The 20218-nt window shown below is 69.9% G+C and carries 9 protein-coding genes, 1 tRNA gene and 1 pseudogene; 8 read left to right on the forward strand and 3 right to left on the reverse strand.

Annotated features, from left to right (window positions below):
- Positions 1-93: 93 nt before the first annotated feature.
- Both E3T54_RS04295 and E3T54_RS04300 read left to right on the forward strand, forming a co-directional pair.
- A complete protein-coding gene (locus tag E3T54_RS04295) occupies positions 94-3342 on the forward strand; it encodes an ATP-dependent DNA helicase (RefSeq protein ID WP_134474700.1) in 3249 nt (1082 codons plus the stop codon).
- Positions 3339-6737 carry an ATP-dependent DNA helicase gene (locus tag E3T54_RS04300; protein WP_134474701.1) on the forward strand — a complete coding sequence of 1133 codons (3399 nt, stop codon included), beginning with the start codon at positions 3339-3341 and terminating at the stop codon, positions 6735-6737. Before E3T54_RS04295 ends, E3T54_RS04300 begins: the two co-directional genes overlap by 4 nt.
- On the opposite strand, the gene E3T54_RS04305 is transcribed toward E3T54_RS04300, so the two are convergent.
- Entirely contained in the window at positions 6638-7876 is a 1239-nt protein-coding gene (locus tag E3T54_RS04305; protein WP_134474702.1) for a phosphotransferase, read from the reverse strand. The two genes, E3T54_RS04300 and E3T54_RS04305, sit on opposite strands and share 100 nt — an antisense overlap.
- Before the next feature lie 115 nt (positions 7877-7991).
- On the opposite strand from E3T54_RS04305, the gene nudC reads away from it, so the two are divergent.
- Both nudC and E3T54_RS04315 read left to right on the forward strand, forming a co-directional pair.
- A complete protein-coding gene (gene nudC / locus E3T54_RS04310; RefSeq protein ID WP_134474703.1) occupies positions 7992-8975 on the forward strand; it encodes an NAD(+) diphosphatase in 984 nt (327 codons plus the stop codon).
- Positions 8972-10687, forward strand: a complete 1716-nt coding sequence (locus E3T54_RS04315; RefSeq protein WP_134474704.1) for an ATP-dependent helicase — start codon at positions 8972-8974, stop codon at positions 10685-10687. Before nudC ends, E3T54_RS04315 begins: the two co-directional genes overlap by 4 nt.
- A gap of 7 nt (positions 10688-10694) precedes the next feature.
- Here E3T54_RS04315 and E3T54_RS17205 read toward each other — a convergent pair.
- Positions 10695-11534 (reverse strand): annotated as a pseudogene (locus tag E3T54_RS17205) (hypothetical protein); the annotation flags it as partial.
- A gap of 167 nt (positions 11535-11701) precedes the next feature.
- Complete coding sequence (locus E3T54_RS04325) at positions 11702-13057, reverse strand: zinc-dependent metalloprotease (protein ID WP_370254849.1); 1356 nt, start codon at positions 13055-13057, stop codon at positions 11702-11704.
- Between the two features lie 132 nt (positions 13058-13189).
- Between E3T54_RS04325 and E3T54_RS04330 the strand changes: the two genes are divergently transcribed.
- The 4 genes from E3T54_RS04330 to E3T54_RS04345 all read left to right on the forward strand — a co-directional run bounded on the left by E3T54_RS04330 (position 13190) and on the right by E3T54_RS04345 (position 20050).
- Positions 13190-14293, forward strand: a complete 1104-nt coding sequence (locus tag E3T54_RS04330; protein ID WP_134474706.1) for a PDZ domain-containing protein — start codon at positions 13190-13192, stop codon at positions 14291-14293.
- 114 nt (positions 14294-14407) lie between these two features.
- A complete protein-coding gene (locus E3T54_RS04335; protein WP_241977048.1) occupies positions 14408-17308 on the forward strand; it encodes a UPF0182 family protein in 2901 nt (966 codons plus the stop codon).
- 162 nt (positions 17309-17470) lie between these two features.
- Positions 17471-17544, forward strand: a tRNA-Met gene (locus E3T54_RS04340).
- 130 nt (positions 17545-17674) lie between these two features.
- Positions 17675-20050: an MMPL family transporter gene (locus tag E3T54_RS04345; RefSeq protein WP_134474707.1), complete on the forward strand. Its 2376-nt coding sequence runs from the start codon at positions 17675-17677 to the stop codon at positions 20048-20050.
- The last annotated feature ends 168 nt before the right edge of the window (positions 20051-20218 follow it).

Consider the following 20218-nt stretch of genomic DNA (forward strand, 5'->3'; position numbering starts at 1 on the left):
GCGCCTTTCGTAGCCTGTCCGCCCAGAGTACGACAGAACGCCCGGCCGCCCCGCCACCGTTCACTGTCGGCGGAACCCGCTAGCTTTGAATTCGTGACCACCCCAGGATTCGAGCGCCGTACCGACCCCGATCCCTCGGCCGACGCCCACCACCTGGACGACACCCAGCGGGCCGTCCTCGACATCGCCGACGGGGCATCCGCCGCCGTGATCGGGGCGCCCGGAACCGGCAAGACGACCGCGCTGGTCGAGCTCGTCGCGGACCGCGTGCTCCGGCGCGGGTACTCGCCGAGCGAGGTGCTCGTGCTGGTTCCGACGCGCTCCGGCGCCACCTCGCTCCGCGATCGCCTGGCCCTGCGGCTCGGCGTGCCCACGAACGGCCCGCTCGCCAGGACCGCCAACTCGCTCGCCTTCCAGATCGTGCGGGACGCCGAGGCGCGCGCCGGCGGCACGGCCCCTACCCTCCTCACCGGCGGTGAGCAGGACCAGATCATCGCCGAACTGCTCGCCGGCCACCTGTTCGACGGCACCGGCCCGAACTGGCCCGACCCGCTCGGGCCGGAGGTCAGGCGGTTGCGCGGCTTCCGCACCGAACTGCGCGATCTGATGATGCGCGCCGTGGAATACGGCGTGACCCCGGCGCGGCTGGCCGCCCTCGGCCACGGCGCCGATCGGCCGGAATGGGTGGCGGCTGCGGAGTTCATCCGCGGCTACGAAGAGGTGAAAGACCAGACCCGGCCGGGGCAATACGACTCCACCGAACTCGCCCAGTACGCGGCGGCGGTCGTGCGGGGCGTCCCTCGGGTCAACGCGCGAACCGGGGCACCCGGGGCGCTCGGCGCCCTGGACGGGCTGCGCCTGATTGTGCTCGACGACGCACAGGAGACCACGCAGGGCACGCTCGCGCTGCTGGCCGAGTTCGCCGCGCGCGGTGTCGCCGTCGTCGCGTTCGGCGACCCCGACATCAGCACCGGCTCCTTCCGCGGCGCCCACCCGGATGCCCTCGGCCGGCTCGGCGCGTACCTCGGCCTCGGCACGGTCCAGACCCTCACCCTCGGCCACGTGCACCGTCACGGCGCTGCCCTTCGGGCGGTCGTGCACGAGATCACCGGACGGATCGGAGCCGCGGCCGCGGGAACCCAACGCTCCGTGCTGCTCAGTCCGGCAGCGCCTCACCCGCAGCCGCAGCCGCACCCGCTTCCGGCCCCGCCCGCGCCGGCCGTGCAGTCCGCCATCGCCGCCAGCCCGGCCGAGCAGCTGGCGGTGATCGCCCGCCGGCTGAGGGAGCGCCACGTGATCGGTGGCGTCCCGTGGGGGCAGATGGCCGTGATCGTGCGCACCGGCTCGCTCGTCCCTGCGCTCTCCAAGGGACTGGCCGCGCTCGAGGTCCCCACCCAGGTTGCGACGGCGCAGACCGCCCTCCGCGACGAACCCGCGGTCAGGGCGTTCATCCTCGCCCTCGAGGTGACGCTCGGCCGTCGGCCCCTCGATGCGGATGCGGCGGCCGACCTCCTCCGCGGACCGCTCGGCGGCCTCGACCCGATCACCCTGCGGCGGCTGCGGGCGGCGCTCCGCCAGCAGGCGCTGGGGTCCGACGACGAACGCCCCGACAACGAGCGCAGCCCCGACCACCTGCTCGTCGAGGCGCTCACCGTGCCCGGCGCGCTCGCGCTGATCGACAACCGCACCGCCCGCAAGACCGCCGCTTTCGGCGAGAGCCTGCGCACGGCCGCTGCCGAGTATCGTTCCGGCTCGACCATCGAAGAACTCCTCTGGGGCCTGTGGCAGCGCAGCCGCCTGGCCGACACCTGGTTCGACCAGTCGGCCGGCACCGGGATCGTCGCCGATGAGGCCAACCGCAACCTCGACGCTGTTGTGGCCCTCTTCGCCGCGGCCCAACGGTTCGTGGAGCGCACGCCGGCTGCCCCGCCGGTGCTCTTCCTCGAACACCTCGTCGACACCGACGTGCCGGAAGACACGCTGGCGCCCCGGGCCCTCGGCGACGCGGTCGTCGTATCCACTCCCAGCGCGACCATCGGCCGGGAATTCGAGGTGGTCGTGCTCGCCGGCCTCCAGGAGAACGTCTGGCCCGACCTGCGCATCCGCGGTTCCCTGCTGGGAGCCGGCGAGCTGCCCGCCGCGGCCGGCCACCAGAACCCCGACCCTGACCCCCGCCGGGCGGTGCTGCACGACGAGCTGCGCATGTTCGCCCAGGCCGCGTCCCGGGCCAGGGGAGAGCTGCTCCTGACCGCGGTCGACGACGAAGACCACCAGCCGTCCGCGTTCGCCACCCGGCTGCTCGAGCGGCTTCTCCCCGACCCGAAGACGGAGGCCGACGCGCTCAGCCGGTACCCGCTGTCCCTGCGCGGCATGGTCGGCCGGTTGCGGAGCGAGCTGACCGGCACGCTGCGCCGAGTGGCGAACCCCGACGAGCTGACCAGCCGACGGGCGCAGGATGCCGCGGCGACCCTGGCCCGCCTCGCCCGGGAATCGGTCGCCGGCGCCGACCCGCTCGAGTGGTACGGCATCCGGGAGCAGAGCACATCCCGCCCGCTCAACGACCCGGATGCCGGCGACGGTCCGGTGCGCGTCTCCCCGTCGAAGATGTCCGCCGTCGAGACCTGCCCGCTGCACTGGATGATCGGCCAGGTCGGCGGCGGAGGCGGCAGCACGGCAGCGAACCTCGGCACGATCATCCACAAGGTCATGGAGGACGCCACCGACATCAGCCCGGAGTCGCTGTGGAACGACGTCGAGGCCCGGTGGGGGGAACTCGTCTTCGACGCCGACTGGCAGTCGCGGCTGCAGAAGCTCGAGGCCCGCACCCTCGTCGACCGGCTCGCGGCCTACCTCCGCGACGCCGGGCGGGCCGGAACCACGCTGCTCAGCGCGGAGGGCCGGTTCACCCTCGAGGTCGGCGGGGCGGTGCTGTCCGGCACGGTCGACCGGGTCGAGCAGCTCAGCGACGGACGAGCCGTCATCGTCGACCTGAAGACCGGAAAGGGCGACCCCATCGCCGACGCCGGGGTGGCCGAGCATCCCCAGCTCGGCGCCTACCAGCTCGCCTTCCATGACGGCGCGATCGCCGGCATCCCGCCCGGCACCGAGCTGGCCGGCGCCCGGCTGCTCATCGTGTCCTCCGGCACACAGAAGCAGAACTACCGCAATCCCACCCAGCAGGCCTTCACCCCGGAGCAGATCGAGACGTTCCGCACCCGAGTCGGCGACGACGCGAAGGTCATGGGCGGCGCCGTCTTCCTCGCCGAGATCGCCAACCACTGCCTCGACCCCTGGTCCTTCGGGTCCTGCCGCATCCACGTCATCAAGCAGGTCAGCTCATGAATCCCACCATCCCGCCCTCCGTCTCGGCCGTGCAGATCGCCGAGGCGCTGGCGAAGCCGACGCCGACCCCCGAACAGCAGGCCGTCATCCAGGCGCCCCTCGTGCCCACCCTCGTCGTCGCCGGCGCCGGCAGCGGCAAGACTGAGACCATGGCCAACCGGGTGCTCTGGCTGCTCGCGAACGGGCATGCCACCCCCGACCAGATCCTCGGCCTCACCTTCACCCGCAAGGCGGCGGGGGAGCTGGCCGAACGCATCAACCTGCGCATCGCGCAGCTCGACAAGGTTGGCCTGATGCCCCGGCCCGCCGGCATCGTCGGCGACGGTGTTTCCCGCGACTCCTCCGACCTGTTCGACACGCCCACGGTGTCGACGTACAACTCCTTCGCCAGCCGCCTGTTCAGCGACAACGCCCTCCTGCTCGGCCGGGAGCCCGAATCGGTGCTGCTCTCGGAGACCTCCGCGTGGCTGCTGGCGCGGCGCACGGTGATCGAGCACGGCGATGACCGGCTCGTGCCGTTCGGCAAGAACCTCGACACGGTGACGGATGCCGTGCTGCGGCTCAGCCGGGCGCTCGCCGAGAATCCCGCGCCGTTCGTCCCTGGCGAGCCGGCCGGGTCGCACGACCTCGCCGGGCTGGCCGCCGGCTTCGACTACCTGCCGGACCTCCCGTACGGGTCCGCGGCCAAGAAGAAGCCCTACGACTCGGTGACCGGCTCGCTCGCGGCGGTCGCCCCGCTGCCGGTGCTGGCCGAACTGGCCGACCGCTACCAGCTCGAGAAGCGGCGCCTCGGCCTGATCGAGTTCTCCGACCAGGTCGCCCTCGCCCTGCAGGTGTGCCGGAAGGTGGCCGGCGTCGGGGTCCGCGCCCGCGACCAGCACCGCATCGTGCTGCTCGACGAATACCAGGACACCTCCGTGCTGCAAACGGAGCTGCTGCACACGCTCTTCGCCGACCATCCGGTCATGGCCGTCGGCGACCCCCACCAGTCGATCTACGGCTGGCGCGGCGCCAGTTCGGCGAACCTGCTCGGCTTCCGGGCCGACTTCAACAGTGCCGACCGTGCCGACGCCGGGCCGGGCAGCCGCCCGTCCATGTCCCTCTCCTACACCTGGCGCAACCCGGCCTCCGTCCTCGACGCCGCGAACACCCTGGTGGCGCCGCTCAGCGAGGCGCTCCGGGCCAGGCCCGGCGGCATCCAGGTGGAAACCCTCAAGGTGCCCGGCGGCAAGGAGGCCGGACGGGTCGAAGGCCTCATGCTCGAGACCGTGGCCGAGGAGGCCGACCACGTCGCCCGGTGGTTCGCCGCCCGGCTCGACGGCGGATCGCGCTCGGGCGCCATGCTGTTCCGGGCCAGGCGCGACATGGAGTTCTTCGCCGAGGTGCTGCGCGCGAACGGCGTCAAGGCGCACGTGCTCGGACTCGGCGGCCTGCTCTCGACCCCGGAGGTCGCCGACGTGGTGAGCGTGCTCCGCGTGGCGCACGACCCCTCGGCGGGCAGCGAACTGGTGCGTTTGCTCAGCGGTGGCCGCTGGCGCATCGGCCCGCGCGACCTGCAGGCGCTCGCCGGGGTCGCGTCCTGGCTCGCTTCCCACGACTGGGCGCAGAAGGCGGTCAGCGACGAGCTGAAGGCGAAGATCCGCGCATCCGTCGCCGGCGACGACGTGAGTTCCCTCGTCGATGCCCTCGACTTCGTTGCGACCGCCTCCGAAACGCACGGCCAGCTCGCCGGTTTCAGCGAGGAAGGCCGTGGTCGCCTGCGCGAGGCCGGCCGGCAACTGGCCTGGTTCCGCTCCCGGGCCGGGCTGCCGCTTCTCGATTTCGTGCGGCTGATCGAACAGGAGACGCTGCTCGACGTCGAGCTGGTGGCCAACGAGTCGCACGGCCGCGGGCTGGCGAACCTGTACGCCTTCCACGACACCGTGTCCGCCTTCCTCGACAGCGACGAGCAGGGCACCCTGGGCAGCTTCCTGCGCTGGCTGGCGCGCGCCGAACGGCAGGATGACCTGGGCCCCCGCGGCGAGATGTCCGAGCCGGGCACCGTGCAGCTACTCACCGTGCACGGCGCCAAGGGGCTCGAATGGGACTTCGTCGCCATCCCCAACCTCACCGAGAACAGCCTGCCGGCCAAGGCGAAAGAGGGGGCCGGCTGGCTCCGCTTCGGCGAGCTGCCCTATCCGATGCGCGGCGACAGGGCAGAGCTGCCGGAATTGCTCCACTCCGGCCACGAAACCCAGAAGTCCTTCGACACCGAGTTCGCCCGGTACAAGGCCGAGCTCGGCGACCGGCACGCCGCCGAGGAACGGCGCCTCATCTACGTTGCGACGACGAGGGCCCAGCGGGAACTGCTGCTCACGGGCTCCTTCTGGGGCGGCGGCTTGACCGTCCGGAAGCCCAGCCGCTTCCTCGTCGAGCTCTCCGACGCCGGGCTCATCGAGCCCGTCGCCGTGGACAGCGCGGATTCCGAGAAGCCCGAAGCGGCCGGCGTCGGCCGGGAGTCGTGGCCCTTCGACCCGCTGGGCACCCGCCGACCGTTCGTTGAGGCGGCGGCCGACCTCGTGCGCGGCGCCAGGGACTCGGGCCAGGACCGCCCCACGATCTGGTCGCGCGACGTCACCCTCCTGCTCGAGGAACGGGCGCTGCGGCAGGCGGGGGCCGGTGTCATGGCGCTCCCCACGCGCATCCCGGCGTCTCGGTTCAAGGATTACCTCGACGACCCCGCCGCCGTTGCCGCCGGGCTGCGCCGGCCCATGCCGGAGAAGCCCTACCGCGCGACCCGCCTGGGCACCCTGTTCCACTCGTGGGTGGAACGCCGGGCCGGCGGGGTCGGCTCCGGCGACCTGGTCGATGCGGGCCCGCAGGAACTCGACCTGGATTTCGACCTTGATTCCGACCTCGATGGCGCCGGAGACGGCGACTTCGACAGCGCCACCGGATCGGGCACCGACGCGGCGCTGGCCGAAGAGCAGCAATTCGAGCGGTTCAAGGCCACCTTCGAGCGCTCGCAGTGGGCCGGGCGGAAGCCCGAAGAGGTGGAACTCGAGATCCACCACGTCATGTGCGGCCAGGTGTTCATCTGCAAGCTCGATGCCGTCTACCGCACCGAGACCGGCTACCAGGTCGTTGACTGGAAGACCGGCAAGGCGCCCCGGAACGCCGCCGACCTCGAACTCAAGCAGACCCAGCTCGCCCTCTACCGGCTCGCCTACGCGCGCTGGAAGGGGATCGACCCGGAACTGGTCGACGCCGTGTTCTATTTCGTCGCCGACGACACCATCGTGGTGCCGCACAGGCTCTACTCCGAGGGGGACCTCGTGTTGGCCTGGTCGTCGGTCGTGGCGCCGATGTCGACGGGTCCCGTCGCCGCCTCCGAGTCGTGGAAGAGGCGCGGCTGATCGATCGCGCCCGTATCGCCCGAGTCGTTCCGGCCGGAATCGTCCCGGGCGCCGTGGTCGGATTCGCCGTCGTCGAACTCGCTCTTCCGGAACTCCGACAGGTCGTAGGCGTCGGTCTGCATGGCCGATCCGTTACCCGAGCGGGGCTCGCCCCGCGGCGTCGACCGCAGCATCGATTCGACCGCTGACAGGTCCAGGACCGGGGCGGTGGCCGGGGACAGCGGATACATCGTCTGGCTGTGCACGTTTTCGACCAGCCCGTCGAGCATCGCCACGGCATCGTCAACGATGGCCTGGTTGCGGGTCGCGGTGCCGTGCAGCAGCCACCGCGCCAGTTCCATCTCCGCGTACAGCATCGCCCTCTGGGTGATCCGCGAGTCGCTGCCCTGCCGGGCGGTGGAGTACGCGCTCATCGCGGCCTCCGCTTCCCTGCCTCGCGCGGCCAGAAGCCAGTGCAGGTCGCGAGCGGGATCGCCGACGCTGAGTCCGGCCCAGCCCAGGACGCCGGACACGGCATCGTCGGTGATCAGGAAGGATTCGGCCGACAGGGAGCCGTGGATCACGGTCGGGGGGAACTGCCAGAGCGCCTCGTCGTCCGTGGCCTGTTCCCACCGGCGCAGGATGGCGGCCGGGAGGTAGCCCGTGTCCGAGGCACGGTCAATCACGTCGATGGCGGAGGCCCGGCACTCCGCCGCGGTCTGTTGCGGCAGGCCCGCGGTGCCGACGAACGCGGTCGGCAGGCCATGGATCGCCGCGATCGCGCGGCCGATCGAGCCCGACACCCCGGCATGCCCGGTCAGGGCATCCGCGTCGAAGGCGTCACCGGCGAGCAGTTCATAGACGACCGCGCGGGTTCCGCCGGCCGGCGCCTGGCCGACGAACTGGGGCACGTCGAAGGGGAGGCGGCTGCGGTTGCCGATGGTCAGCGCGCGCAGGGCGACGAGGTCGGCCGACTGTTCGGTTTCGGCCGCCTGGGACCTGGGAACGCGGATGATCAGCCGGCTGCCGTCACGGCCGACGAGCAGCGCGGAATCGAAGCGACCGTGCGAGCGGAGACTGTGCGCGCGGGCCTGGGCGACGTCGAGTTCCGCAACAGCGGAGGTGGCCAACGCGGCTAGAGTGAGGTGGGATCTGGCCATGCCTTCTAGGTTAGGTCGACTTTCGTCCGGCGTCACCGTTCGCCACGCCTGCACACGACTTCGCAGGTTGCCGAGGCCGGGCCGGAATCCGTTGCCAGACCCGGAGAGGTTGTCCATGTCGTTCGCCTTCACGACTCGGTTGCCGCTGTCCCGACACGCGGTCGACCGGGACCATTCGGCGCGCGCCAACCCTGAACTTTTCGACACGCTGTGGGCGGATGCCCGAACCCGCGTTGTCGCGCTGTGGAACGGCAAGGCGCTGATTGCAGGCCTGGACGAGCACGCAAGCGACGCCGATGTCCCCCGGCTCGCCCTGCTCGCGCCCGGCCGGCTGCCGCCGAGCGAGCTGCGCCTCTACCTCGGACTCTCCCTCGACGAGGGCTCGGTCGAGCCCGTCGGCACGCCGCTGGTCGCCGCGCAACTCGGCGATGACGCGGCCCGGGCACTCGAGCCCGACGAGTCTCGCTGGGCGAGCCTCCGCGAGCTGGCGACATCCCTGTCCGACCGGGACGCCGGGGCGTTCGCCGAGGCGCTCGGCCTGCTCAACTGGCACAAGTCGCACACGCACTGCCCGCGCTGCGGCACGGCCACCACCGCCGAAGACAGCGGCTGGACCAGGCGCTGCCCGACCTGTGGCAGCCAGGTCTTCCCCCGCACCGACCCGGCGGTGATCGTGCTGATCACCGACTCCGCCGATCGCATCCTGCTCGGCTCGAACGCGATGTGGGAGAACAACCGGTACTCCCTCCTGGCCGGCTTTGTCGAACCGGGAGAGTCGCTCGAGGCGGCCGTCATCCGGGAGATGTTCGAGGAAACAGGCCTGCGGGTGACCGATCCGGTCTTCATGGGCTCGCAGCCGTGGCCCTTCCCGGCCTCGCTGATGTGCGGTTTCACGGCCCGGTTGGACGACGGCCAGCACGCCGACGGGCTGCTTCCCGACGGCGAGGAGATCCTCGAGCTGCGCTGGTTCAGCCGCGACGAGCTCCGCGCGTCCACCGGCACGGTCGTGCTGCCCGGCCCGTCGTCGATCGCCCGTGGCATGCTCGAGCAGTGGCTCGGCGAACCGATCGCCCCCGGGCCTGACTGGGTGCGCGGATGACCGTGACCCCCGAGTCGCTCCTCGCCGGGCTCGATGAACAACAGCGCGTGGCCGCCGAGGCCCTGATCGGGCCGGTGTGCATGCTCGCCGGGGCGGGAACAGGCAAGACGCGCGCGATCACCCACCGGATCGCCTACGGCGTCATGACCGGCGCGTACGCGCCCAACCGGGTGATGGCGCTCACCTTCACCTCTCGCTCCGCCTCCGAACTGCGCGGCCGGCTGCGCCAGCTCGGCGCCGGCGGAGTGGCCGCGCGCACGTTCCACTCGGCCGCGCTGTCCCAGCTCAACTACTTCTGGCCGCACGTCGTCGGTGGGCAGGCCCCGCGCATCCTCGACGGCAAGGGTCGTCTCCTCGGGCACGCCGCCGATTCCCTGAAGCTGAAGCTCGACACGGCCACCCTCCGCGACCTTGCGGCGGAGATCGAGTGGCGCAAAACCTCCGGGCTCAGCATCGAGGAGTACGGCTCCGGCTCGCACACGCGCAGCCTGCCCGGGCGGCTCGACCTGGGCCAGGTCGTCGCCATGCAGGAGGCATACGAGCACCTCAAGGACGGCCGCAAGCAGATCGACTTCGAGGACGTGCTGCTGGCGATGGCCGGCATGATCGAGTCGGAGGCATCCGTCGCCATGCAGGTGCGGGAACAGTACCGGTTCTTCGTGGTCGACGAATACCAGGACGTGTCGCCGCTGCAGCACGACCTGCTGGCGCTCTGGCTCGGCGATCGCCGCGACCTCTGCGTCGTCGGCGACGCCAGCCAGACCATTTACTCCTTCGCGGGCGCGCGCAGCGACTACCTGCTCGACTTCCCCAGGCGCTACGAGGATGCCACGGTGGTGCGCCTCGAGCAGAACTACCGGTCGACCGCGCCGATCGTCGCCACCGCCAACCAGCTCATGCGCGGGCGGCCGGGCGCGCTGTCACTGCACGCCGCGGTGACCGAGGCCGGCGCAGAACCGTCCGTCCGCGAGTACTCGAGCGACATGGCCGAGGCCCGCGGCGTCGCCCAGCACATCGTCGAACTGATCGAGGCCGGCACACGGCCCGAGAATATAGCCGTGCTCTACCGGGTGAATGTGCAGGCGGCGGCACTCGAGACGGCCCTCGGCGACGTCGGCGTGAGCTACCAGATCCGCGGGTCCAAGCGGTTCTTCGACCTCCAGGAAGTCAAGCAGGCGGTGATGTCGCTGCGCGCGGCATCCGTTTCGATCGTGGGTGAGCCGCTGTTCAAGTCGGTCAGCGACGTGTTGCGCTCGCTCGGCTGGAGCCACTCCGCGCCAGAGGCGCCCGGTGCAGTGCGCGACCGGTGGGAGTCGCTCAACGCGATCATGGGCCTGGTCGACCAGTCCCCGCCCGGCACCACCTTCCGCCAGTTCACCGACGAGTTGATGGAACGCCAGGCCGGCCAGCACGAGCCGACCGTGGCCGCCGTGACGCTCGCCACCCTGCACTCGGCCAAGGGGCTCGAATGGGACGCGGTCTTTCTGGTCGGCCTGTCCGAGGGGCTCGTGCCGATCAGCTACGCCGGCACGTTCGAGGAGGTCGACGAGGAGCGCCGCCTGCTGTACGTGGGAATCACGCGGGCACGGCGGCGGCTGGCGCTGAGCTGGGCGGCATCGGGACTGCAGCAGCGATCCCCGCGAGAACGGTCACGTTTCCTGGCAGAGATCGGCATCCGCACCGCTCGTGCGGCCGGTGCTCGCGGCGCCTGATCTCACCGGTTTCGGCGTCCAGGGCCAGTGAGGCGCTCCAGAGTTCGGAGCGGCCGCCGGCCAGGCGGTCCTGCACGAGTCCGGCCACCCGGGCGGCCACGTCGATGCTCGCCCGTGCGGACTCGGTCGGCGCCTCGCGGCCGAGGAGCTGGCTGGCCATCGCCGGCCAGGCCCGGTCGGCATCGACCCGGTCCAGTTCCAGGCAGTACAGGCACGGCCCGCTGCCCGGCTCGACAAGCGGTCCCACCCGCACCTCACCGTCGCTGAACACGACCGGCAGGTGCGGAATGTCGCGGCGCAGCCAGCGCCGGTGACGCGCCGGCTCGAGCACGTAGTGCCCGACGACGATGGCCAGGGCGGGGTCGGCGTCGGTCAGCCGGGTCGGGATGCCGAGGTCGCCGAGCAGCCCGCGGATCCGATCGGCGGTCGGGCCGGATCCGTCGACGCAGACGGTGCCGTGGACCGTTGGCACCGTTGGCACCGTCGGCGCCGTCGGGCCGGGTGCCGTGGCCGCGGGGGCCGGGAGCGCCCTCGGTCCCGGCGCCGTGGTTGCGAGCACCGTGGTGTCGAGCGCCGTTGTCTCCGGCGCCGTGGTTTCCGGCACCGTGGTTTCCAGCACCGGACGCAGCCGGCGCAGGAAGGCGGCGGTGTCGGCGGGGGAGGCCCCGGCCCGACTGCCGAGCATCACCGCGCCGTCCTGGGGCACGCCGCCGCGGAGGGCAGCGAGCACATGTTCCTCAGCCCGGGTGATGCCGGGCAGCACGAGCAGGGCGCGGTCGACGCCGAACTGGATGGTGTCGGGGGAGCGCCACACCAGTGGGTAGCGCGGATTCAGTCGGATAACCATCCGCAGATGATGCCTCACCCGCGCCGACCCGCGCCAGATCCATCCACACCCCAGCCGGCCCGCTCGCCGAACTGTGAGTTTGGCACCTTCCCGAGCCCAACGAAGGTGCCAAACTCACAGTTCGGCGAAGACAAGTCAAGAGAGAAGCGAGACGGGGAGGGAGGGGGTTACGCCTCGTGCGGACGGTCGGTGCCGTCGTCGCGGAGGAGGTCCTCCAGCGCCTGGTCTATCTCGTCGAGGACCGGGGGCGCGCCGGCGGCCGTGCTGGTCAGGCGCTCGACCAGGACCTTCGGGTCGTCGAGGTCGGCCGAGGAGGGAACGATGTCGGGGTGCGCCCAGAGCGAGTCGCGCGCCTCGTTGCCGACGGCATCCGTCACGGACTGCCACATCGCGGCCGCCTCGCGCAGCCGGCGCGGCCGAAGCTCGAGCCCGACGAGCGTCGCGAAGGCGGACTCCGCGGGCCCGCCGGAGGCCCGGCGGCGCTTGACCATCTCGGCGATGGCATCCGCCCTCGGCAGCCGGCTGGTCGCTTCGAGGGTGACGACGTCGACCCAGCCTTCGACCAGGGCGAGCATCGTTTCGAGGCGGGCGAGCGCGGCGAGCTGTCCCTCGGTCTTCGGCGGGATCAGGGACCCGTTGACCATCGCCTCGCGCAGTTCCTCCGGGTTCGTCGGGTCGAAGCCCTCGGCGAGGTCCTGCAGGCGCTCGGAGTCGATGCGGATGCCGTGGGCGAAGTCGGTGATCGAACTGATCAGGTGCAGGCGCAACCACCGGGCGTGCCGGAACAGGCGGGCGTGCGCGAGTTCGCGCACGGCCAGGTAGATCTGCACCTGGTCGGCGGGCACATCGAGCCCTTCGCCGAATTCGGCGACGTTCTGGGGGAGCAGCGCGGCCTGCGAATCGCTGAGCAGCGGAATGCCGACGTCACCGCCGGAGACCACCTCGCTGGCGAGCTGGCCGACGACCTGGCCGAGCTGCATCGCGAAGAGTGTGCCGCCGATGCTGCGCATGACCTGGCTGGCGTTGGCGATCATGCCCTGGAGTTCCTCCGGAGCCTGCTCGGTGAGCACGCGGGTGAGCGAATCGGAGATGCTGGTCGCGACCGGCTCGGCGAGCTGGCTCCAGATCGGCATCGTGGCGGTGACCCACTCCTTGCGCGTCATCAGCTTGGGCTCCGTCGTCAGCTCGGCCACCGAGATGACGTCGTCGAGCCACAGCGCGGCGATGTGGAAGGCCTGGTCGAGCTGCGTGCGCTGCTCGGGCGTCGTGGTGACCTGCCCGGCCGCCGCGCGATCCTGACCCTGTTTGAGTGCCACGTCCGAGCTGATGCCGCCGCCGCTCTGCAGCGCGCCCTGCAACTGGCTCATCAGTGCGGCGACGCTCGCCGGGTCGCTGGGCAGTCCTGCTGCGCCGGCCAGCTGGCTGGGGTCCATGGAGGACGCGCCCGACAGGATGTCGCGCAGCATGTCTTTGAATTCGTCTTCGGGATTCTGACCCTCGTCGGGTCGTGAGTCGTCGGCCACTTCAGGCCCCTCTCAGTTGCTTGCCTCTACGCTATCCGGAGAACCACCGGCCGCAACTGGGAAATGACCTAGGCTGTTGGGTCCGGTGTCCGCCTGTCGCGAACATCACCCCGAACTCACGGAAGGTGCCCGTTGGCTCTCTTCGGCGCTAGCCCGATTCCCCCCGCGGTCCGCACCCGGCGCGCCGGGAAAGCGGGCTGGACGGTGCTCGGGATCGCCTTCGCGTCCGGCGTCGTCCTCGGCGTCGTCCCCGCTCCGTACGCGATCGAGAAGCCCGGGCCGGTCTACAACACGCTCGGCACGGCGGACCACGACGGCAAAGAGATCCCGCTGATCACCATCCCTGATCAGAAGGTGTACCCCACCGACGGCCGCCTCGACCTGCTCACCGTCTCCCTGGTCGGCGATCCCGAGAACCGGCCGAGCTGGCTGGAAGTGACGGGCGCGTGGCTGGACCCGAGCTCGGCCGTCATCCCGATCGACGAGGCGTTCCCGGCCGATGTCACCACCGAACAACGCGATGCCGCCAACCAGGCCGCGATGGTCGACTCCCAGCGGGATGCCGTCGCCGCCGCGCTCACCCACCTCGGCTACGACTACCCGAGCAAAATCTCCGTGGTGTCGTTGCCGAAGAACTCGCCGGCCGCCGGAGTGATGAAGGCGGATGACCAGGTCGTCTCGGTCAACGGCGAAGTCGTCGTCAATGTCACGGAGCTGCGCCAGGCGCTGAAGACCGGCGGCGCCGGCACGGAGGCCAACCTCGGCATCATCCGCGACGGCGCGGAGGACACGGTGAAGGTCACGCCGATCGATGCCAACGGCGCCGTTGTCATCGGCATCAACGTCCGCATGGATTACGAGTTCCCGTTCGAGGTGCAGATCCAACTCGACCGGGTCGGCGGGCCGAGCGCCGGGATGATGTTCTCCCTCGGCATCATCGACAAGCTCACTCCCGGCGCCCTCCAGGGCGGGGCGGATGTCGCGGGCACCGGAACGATCGACCAGTCCGGCCAGGTCGGCCCGATCGGCGGCATCCGGCAGAAGCTGTACGGCGCGAAGAACTCCGGCGCCGAGTGGTTCCTCGCCCCCGCCGACAATTGCGGCGAGGTCACCGGGCACGTGCCCGACGGGCTCACGGTGTTCGCGGTGGAGACCCTGGACGATTCCCTGGCCGCGCTGGACGCCATCCGCACCGACGCCGACACCAGCGATCTCCCCACCTGCCCGGCCGGGTGAGCTCCGCGGAGCCTGACGTCCGCAGCCTGCCCTCAGCGAACACCCAGAGTTCTCTCGGTGGCGCTTGTCTAGGATGGAGTCTGACCCCTATCACTAAGAGCAAGAGGCCAATTCGTGACGTCATCGCCCGCCGCCGCAAGCGCTCCCCGACGCGGTAGAGCGCCCCTCGCAATCACCGCTGCGATCATCGCGGGGCTGGTGGTGCTGTTCTTCATCTTCGCGGGCCTCTACGCCGACGTGCTCTGGTTCGACCAGCTCGGATTCCTCAGCGTGCTCACCACCCAGTGGCTGGCCGGAACGGCCCTGTTCCTGATCGGGTTCGTCGCCATGGCGGTCCCGGTGTTCGTGAGCATCCAGCTTGCCTACCGGCTGCGCCCGGTCTACGCCAAGCTCAACTCGCAGCTGGACCGCTACCAGCAGGTCATCGAGCCGCTGCGCCGCCTCGCCATGTTCGGCATCCCGGCACTGCTGGGACTGTTCGCCGGTGTGGCCGCGTCCACGCGCTGGCAGCCGATCCTGATGTGGCTGAACCGCACCGAGGTCGGCCGCAAGGACCCGCAGTTCAACCTGGACATCTCGTTTTACCTGTTCGACCTGCCGTTCTACCAGGCCGTGCTCGGCTTCGCGTCGGCCGTTGTGCTCATCTCCGGACTCGTTGCGATCGCAACCAGCTACCTCTACGGCTCCATCCGGATCAGCGGCCGCACGGCCCTCGTCTCCAAGTCGGCGCGCATCCAGATCGCCGTGACCGCCAGCCTCTACCTGCTCATCCAGGCCGTGAGCATCTGGCTCGACCAGTACTCGACGCTGACCGACGCGGGGGAGCTCATCACGGGCGCCGGCTACACCGAAGTGAACGCCACCATCCCCGGTCGGGCGATCCTCGCCGGCATCGCCGCGGTCGTGGCCGTGCTCTTCCTGGTGACCGCGATCATCGGACGCTGGCGCCTGCCCGTCGTCGGCACGGCCCTGCTGATCGTCAGCAGCCTGTTGATCGGTTCGCTGTACCCGTGGGTGATCCAGCGGTTCCAGGTGGTCCCCAGCGCCAAGACGCTGGAGGAGCCCTACATCGACCGCAATATCGACCTCACCCGGGATGCCTATGGCGTGGCCGATGTGAAGGAGATCCCGTACAACGCGACGACGGATGCCGAGCCGGGCGCCCTGCGCGCCGACGCGGAGACCACGGCCAACATCCGCATCCTCGACCCTGCCCTCGTCACGGACTCGTTCGCCCAGCTCGAGCAGTTCAAGCAGTACTACAAGTTCCCGGAGAACCTCGACGTCGACCGGTACACGATCGACGGCAAGTCCCAGGACGCCGTTGTCGCCGTGCGTGACCTCAACCTCGCCGGCCTCGGGGCCGGTGACACCTGGGTGAACTCGAAGACGGTCTACACGCACGGCTACGGCATGGTCGCCGCCTTCGGCAACCAGCGCTCGGCCGACGGCCAGCCCGTGTTCATGGAATCGGGCATTCCCACTGCCGGTGCGCTCGGCAAGTTCGAACCGCGCGTGTACTTCGGCGAGAGCTCTCCGGCGTACTCCATCGTGGGCGCCCCGGAGGGCACCAAGCCGGTCGAGCTCGACTATCCGTCCGGAACGGACGGCGCCCAGCAGACCTACACGACATTCGACGGTGACGCCGGGCCCAAGCTCGACAACGCCTTCAACAAGCTGATCTTCGCCCTCAAGTTCCAGTCGGAGCAGATCTTCCTCGCCGACTCGGTCAACGAGAAGTCCCAGATCCTCTACGACCGCGATCCCGTCGATCGCGTGCAGAAGGTCGCGCCCTACCTGACGGTCGACTCCGACGCGTACCCGTCGGTCGTCGACGGCCGGGTCAAGTGGATCGTCGATGCGTACACGACCTCCGCCGAATACCCGTACTCGACCCATGTCGGCCTGAGCGATGCGATCACCGACACGGAGACGCCGGCGCAGCCGTTCGCGCTCGACCAGATCAACTACATGCGCAACTCGGTCAAGGCCGTCGTCGACGCCTACGACGGTTCGGTCACGCTGTACGCCTGGGATGCCAAGGAGCCCATCCTGCAGACCTGGCAGAAGATCTTCCCGTCCACGGTCAAGCCGATGAGCGAGATGAGCGGCGAGCTGATGAGTCACGTGCGCTACCCGGCCGACCTGTTCAAGGTGCAGCGGGAGATCCTCGGCCAGTACCACGTGACCGAGCCGGGATCGTTCTACTCCAGGGACGACGCCTGGATCACGCCGGACGACCCGCAGTCCTCGGCCAGCAACCCGACGCTGCAGCCTCCGTACTACCTGACCATGCAGATGCCCGGGCAGGACAAGCCCTCGTTCTCGCTGTACTCGACCTACATCCCGGACGCGACCGGCGCCACGAGCCGCAGCGTGCTCACCGGCTACCTCGCCGTCGATGCGGATGCCGGTGCCGAAGACGGCAAACGCGCCGCGGGCTACGGGGCCCTCCGGTTGCTCACCCTGCCCAAGGAAGACACCGTTCCCGGCCCCGGCCAGGTGCAGAACAAGTTCAATGGTGACCCGTCGATCTCCGCCCAGCTGAACCTGCTCAAGCAGGGCCAGTCCAAGGTGCTCAACGGCAACCTGCTCACCGTGCCCGTCGGTGGCGGCCTGCTGTACGTGCAGCCCGTTTACGTGCAGTCGACCGGTGAGACGAGCTACCCCCTGCTGCAGAAGGTGCTCGTGGCGTTCGGCGATGAGATCGCGTTCGAGGACACGCTCGATGAATCCCTCGACGTGCTCTTCGGAGGCGACTCGGGTGCCACCGCCGGCGACACGGATGTTCCGCCGACGACCACACCGCCGGCAGACGGCGAAGAGACTCCGCCGAAGTCCTCCACCGGTGACCCGGCGACGGATGCCGAGCTGAAGTCGCTGCTCCAGGTCGCCAAGCAGGCTCTCGTCGACAAGCAGGCCGCCCTGGTCGCTGGTGATTTCGCGAAGTACGGCGCCGCCGACAAGCGGCTCAACGACACCATCGCCAAGATGCTCGCCCTGCTCGGCCAGTAGGCCGCACCGCCCGAACCTCGCCGACCTGGATGGTTCCGGTCGAGTTTGAACCGCACACCGGGCAAACTCGACCGGAACAGCCAAAGTCGGTGGGGGAATCCGCTCGATTCGGCCCGCTCGGTTCGACCCGGGTTCGGGGCTGTGGTAAGTTAGTTCTTGTAGCGCGGGGTGGAGCAGTTCGGTAGCTCGCTGGGCTCATAACCCAGAGGTCGTAGGTTCAAATCCTGCCCCCGCAACGAAGAAAACCCCCGGAATCATTGCGATTCCGGGGGTTTTGTCTTGCCCTCTTCGAGGCCCGGCCGGTAGCGGCAAGCGGCCTGAAATAGTTGCATAGACTGAATAATTCCGGGTTGAAGGGAATTATCCATGGCTGAGCTGCTTTACCGCCTGGGCAAGTTCGCAGCACGGCGGGCCTGGCTGGTCATCACGACCTGGGTCGCCCTGCTCGCCATCGCGGGCCTCGGATTTGCCGCGGGGTTCAGCGGTCTTGCCACGAGCTTCGACATCCCCGGCACCGCGTCGGGTGCGGTGATCGACGAGCTCGAGGAGCAGCTTCCAGGCTTCGCCGGCGCCTCCGGCACCGTGGTCTTCGAGACCACAGACGGCTCGCCGATCAGCGACGAGCAGAGAACGCAGATCAGTGCGCTCGTCGCCGCCGGCGACGACCTGCCGGATGTCGCGGACATCATCGACCCCTTCGAGACCGAGCAGCAGCGCGCCGACCTGGCACAGGAGCTGGTCGTCGGACAGACCCAGCTCGACAGCGCACGCGCCCAGCTCGACGCCGGCCAGGCGCAACTCGACGCCGCGGGGCAGCAGCTGCCGGACCAGCAGCGGGCAGAGCAGCAGGCGCAGCTCGACGCCTCACGTCAGGAGCTCGACCGGCAGGCTGACCGGCTCGGGCTCGGCGCCGAACTCCTGGGCTTCGCCGACGAGATCCGGGTCGTCTCGGAGGACGGGTCGACCGCCCTCGTCAACGTTGCCTTCACCGAGCCGCGCATGGAGCTGCAGGAGGAGTCGAAGAACGCCGTCATCGACCATTTCGAGTCCGAGCAAGTCGACGGCACCCGGGTTTCATTCTCCTCAGACATGGCGCAGGCCGTCCCGCAGCTCATCGGCGCCGGCGAGATCGTGGGCGTCGCCTTCGCCGCGATCATCCTGCTCGTGATGCTCGGCTCCGTGCTCGCCGCGGCCCTGCCGCTGGTCACGGCCCTTGTCGGCGTAGCGATCGCCAGCCTCGGCGCCCTCGCGTTCTCCGGCGTCGTGGAGATGGCATCCGTCACACCGGTGCTCGGCGTGATGCTCGGCCTCGCGGTCGGCATCGACTACTCGCTCTTCGTGATCAACCGGCACCGCAAGCAACTGCTCCAGGGAGCCGACGTGCGCGAATCGATCGGACTCGCAAACGGCACCGCCGGCAACGCGGTGGTCTTCGCGGGTACCACGGTCATCGTCGCCCTGTTCGCCCTGAACGTCACGGGCGTGCCCTTCCTCGGCCTCATGGGCACCGTCGGCGCAGCCGCGGTCCTGATCGCCGTGCTCATCTCGATCACCCTCACCCCCGCGGTCCTCGGGCTGCTCGGTGAGCGCGTGCTCGGACGACGCGCCCGCGCGCGAATCGGCCAGGAACACCACGAAGACACGAAGGCGAAGCCGATGTCGACCTGGCGCGCCGTCGTCACCGTCATTGTGGCGGCCGTGGTGCTGCTCATCGTCGCCATCCCCGCGCTGTCGATGCGGCTCGGCCTGCCCGACGGGTCGTCCGAGCCTGTCCACTCGGCGTCCTACCGGGCGTTCATGACCACCGAAAACGCCTTCGGGGCAGGCGCGAACGGGCCGCTCCTCGTGACCGCAGCACTGCCGGAGGGACTCGATGAGGCGGAGGTGCTCACGGCCCAGGTCGACGTCGCACGAACGCTCGCCGAGCAGGACGGAGTGGTCGCGGTCGCCCCGATCGCGGTCTCCGACGACAACGCGCTCGCCGCGTTCCAGGTGCTGCCGAGCGGGGGGCCGAACAGCGAGTCCACGGAGCAGCTCGTGCGGGACATCCGTTCGCTGCCGTCCGTCGGCGACGACATCGAGCTCGGACTCGCGGGCCAGGCCGCCATCAACATCGACATCTCCGAGAACCTCGCCGCCGTGCTGCCGACCTATCTCGCGGTCGTCGTCGGCCTGTCGCTGCTGATCATGATCCTCGTGTTCCGCTCGATCCCGGTGCCCGTCATCGCGACGAGCGGGTTCGTCCTGTCGCTGTTCGCCACCTACGGTGCGATCGTGGCCATCTTCCAGTGGGGCTGGTTCGCGGACGTGCTCGGAATCCACCCCGGTCCGATTCTGAGCTTCCTGCCCGTGATCCTCGTCGGCATCCTGTTCGGGCTGGCGATGGACTACCAGCTGTTCCTGGCCTCCGGCATGCGCGAGGCGTACGTACACGGCGCACCGGCGCGCCTCGCGGTCGCGATCGGTTTCCGGGCAGGCCGATCCGTGGTCACCGCGGCCGGGCTGATCATGGTTTCGGTGTTCGGCGGCTTCATCTTCTCCGAGTCGACAATGATCCGCTCTATCGGTTTCGGTCTCGCGTTCGGTGTGCTCGTCGACGCGTTCGTGGTGCGGATGCTGCTCATGCCGGCGCTCATGCACCTGCTGGGGAAGTCGGCGTGGTGGATCCCGCGGTGGCTCGACCGGATCATGCCCAACGTCGATGTCGAGGGTGCGGCACTCGAACGCCGACACCACGCCTGACGGGACGACGTGTCTCCCCGCACGGGGTTGAGTTGCGGAGAAAGTGCCTTCGTTTCGAATGTGATGTCTCACGACATCGTGGACACTTCTGTCTCTGAACATCGTGGACAGTTGCTGTCTCACGGCTTCGTGGACACTTGGTATCTGTCCATGGCCATGAAGCCCCGG

It is taken from the genome of Cryobacterium sp. Sr8, assembly GCF_004403225.1.
Classification (GTDB): Bacteria; Actinomycetota; Actinomycetes; order Actinomycetales; family Microbacteriaceae; genus Cryobacterium; species Cryobacterium psychrotolerans.

Bases quoted from the DNA above. Each gene is read 5' to 3' on its own strand.
- E3T54_RS04300 (WP_134474701.1), top strand. From the start codon at position 3,339: ATGAATCCCACCATCCCGCCCTCCGTCTCGGCCGTGCAGATCGCCGAG.
- E3T54_RS04305 (WP_134474702.1), bottom strand. From the start codon at position 7,876: ATGGCCAGATCCCACCTCACTCTAGCCGCGTTGGCCACCTCCGCTGTT.
- nudC (WP_134474703.1), top strand. From the start codon at position 7,992: ATGTCGTTCGCCTTCACGACTCGGTTGCCGCTGTCCCGACACGCGGTC.
- E3T54_RS04315 (WP_134474704.1), top strand. From the start codon at position 8,972: ATGACCGTGACCCCCGAGTCGCTCCTCGCCGGGCTCGATGAACAACAG.
- E3T54_RS04345 (WP_134474707.1), top strand. From the start codon at position 17,675: ATGGCTGAGCTGCTTTACCGCCTGGGCAAGTTCGCAGCACGGCGGGCC.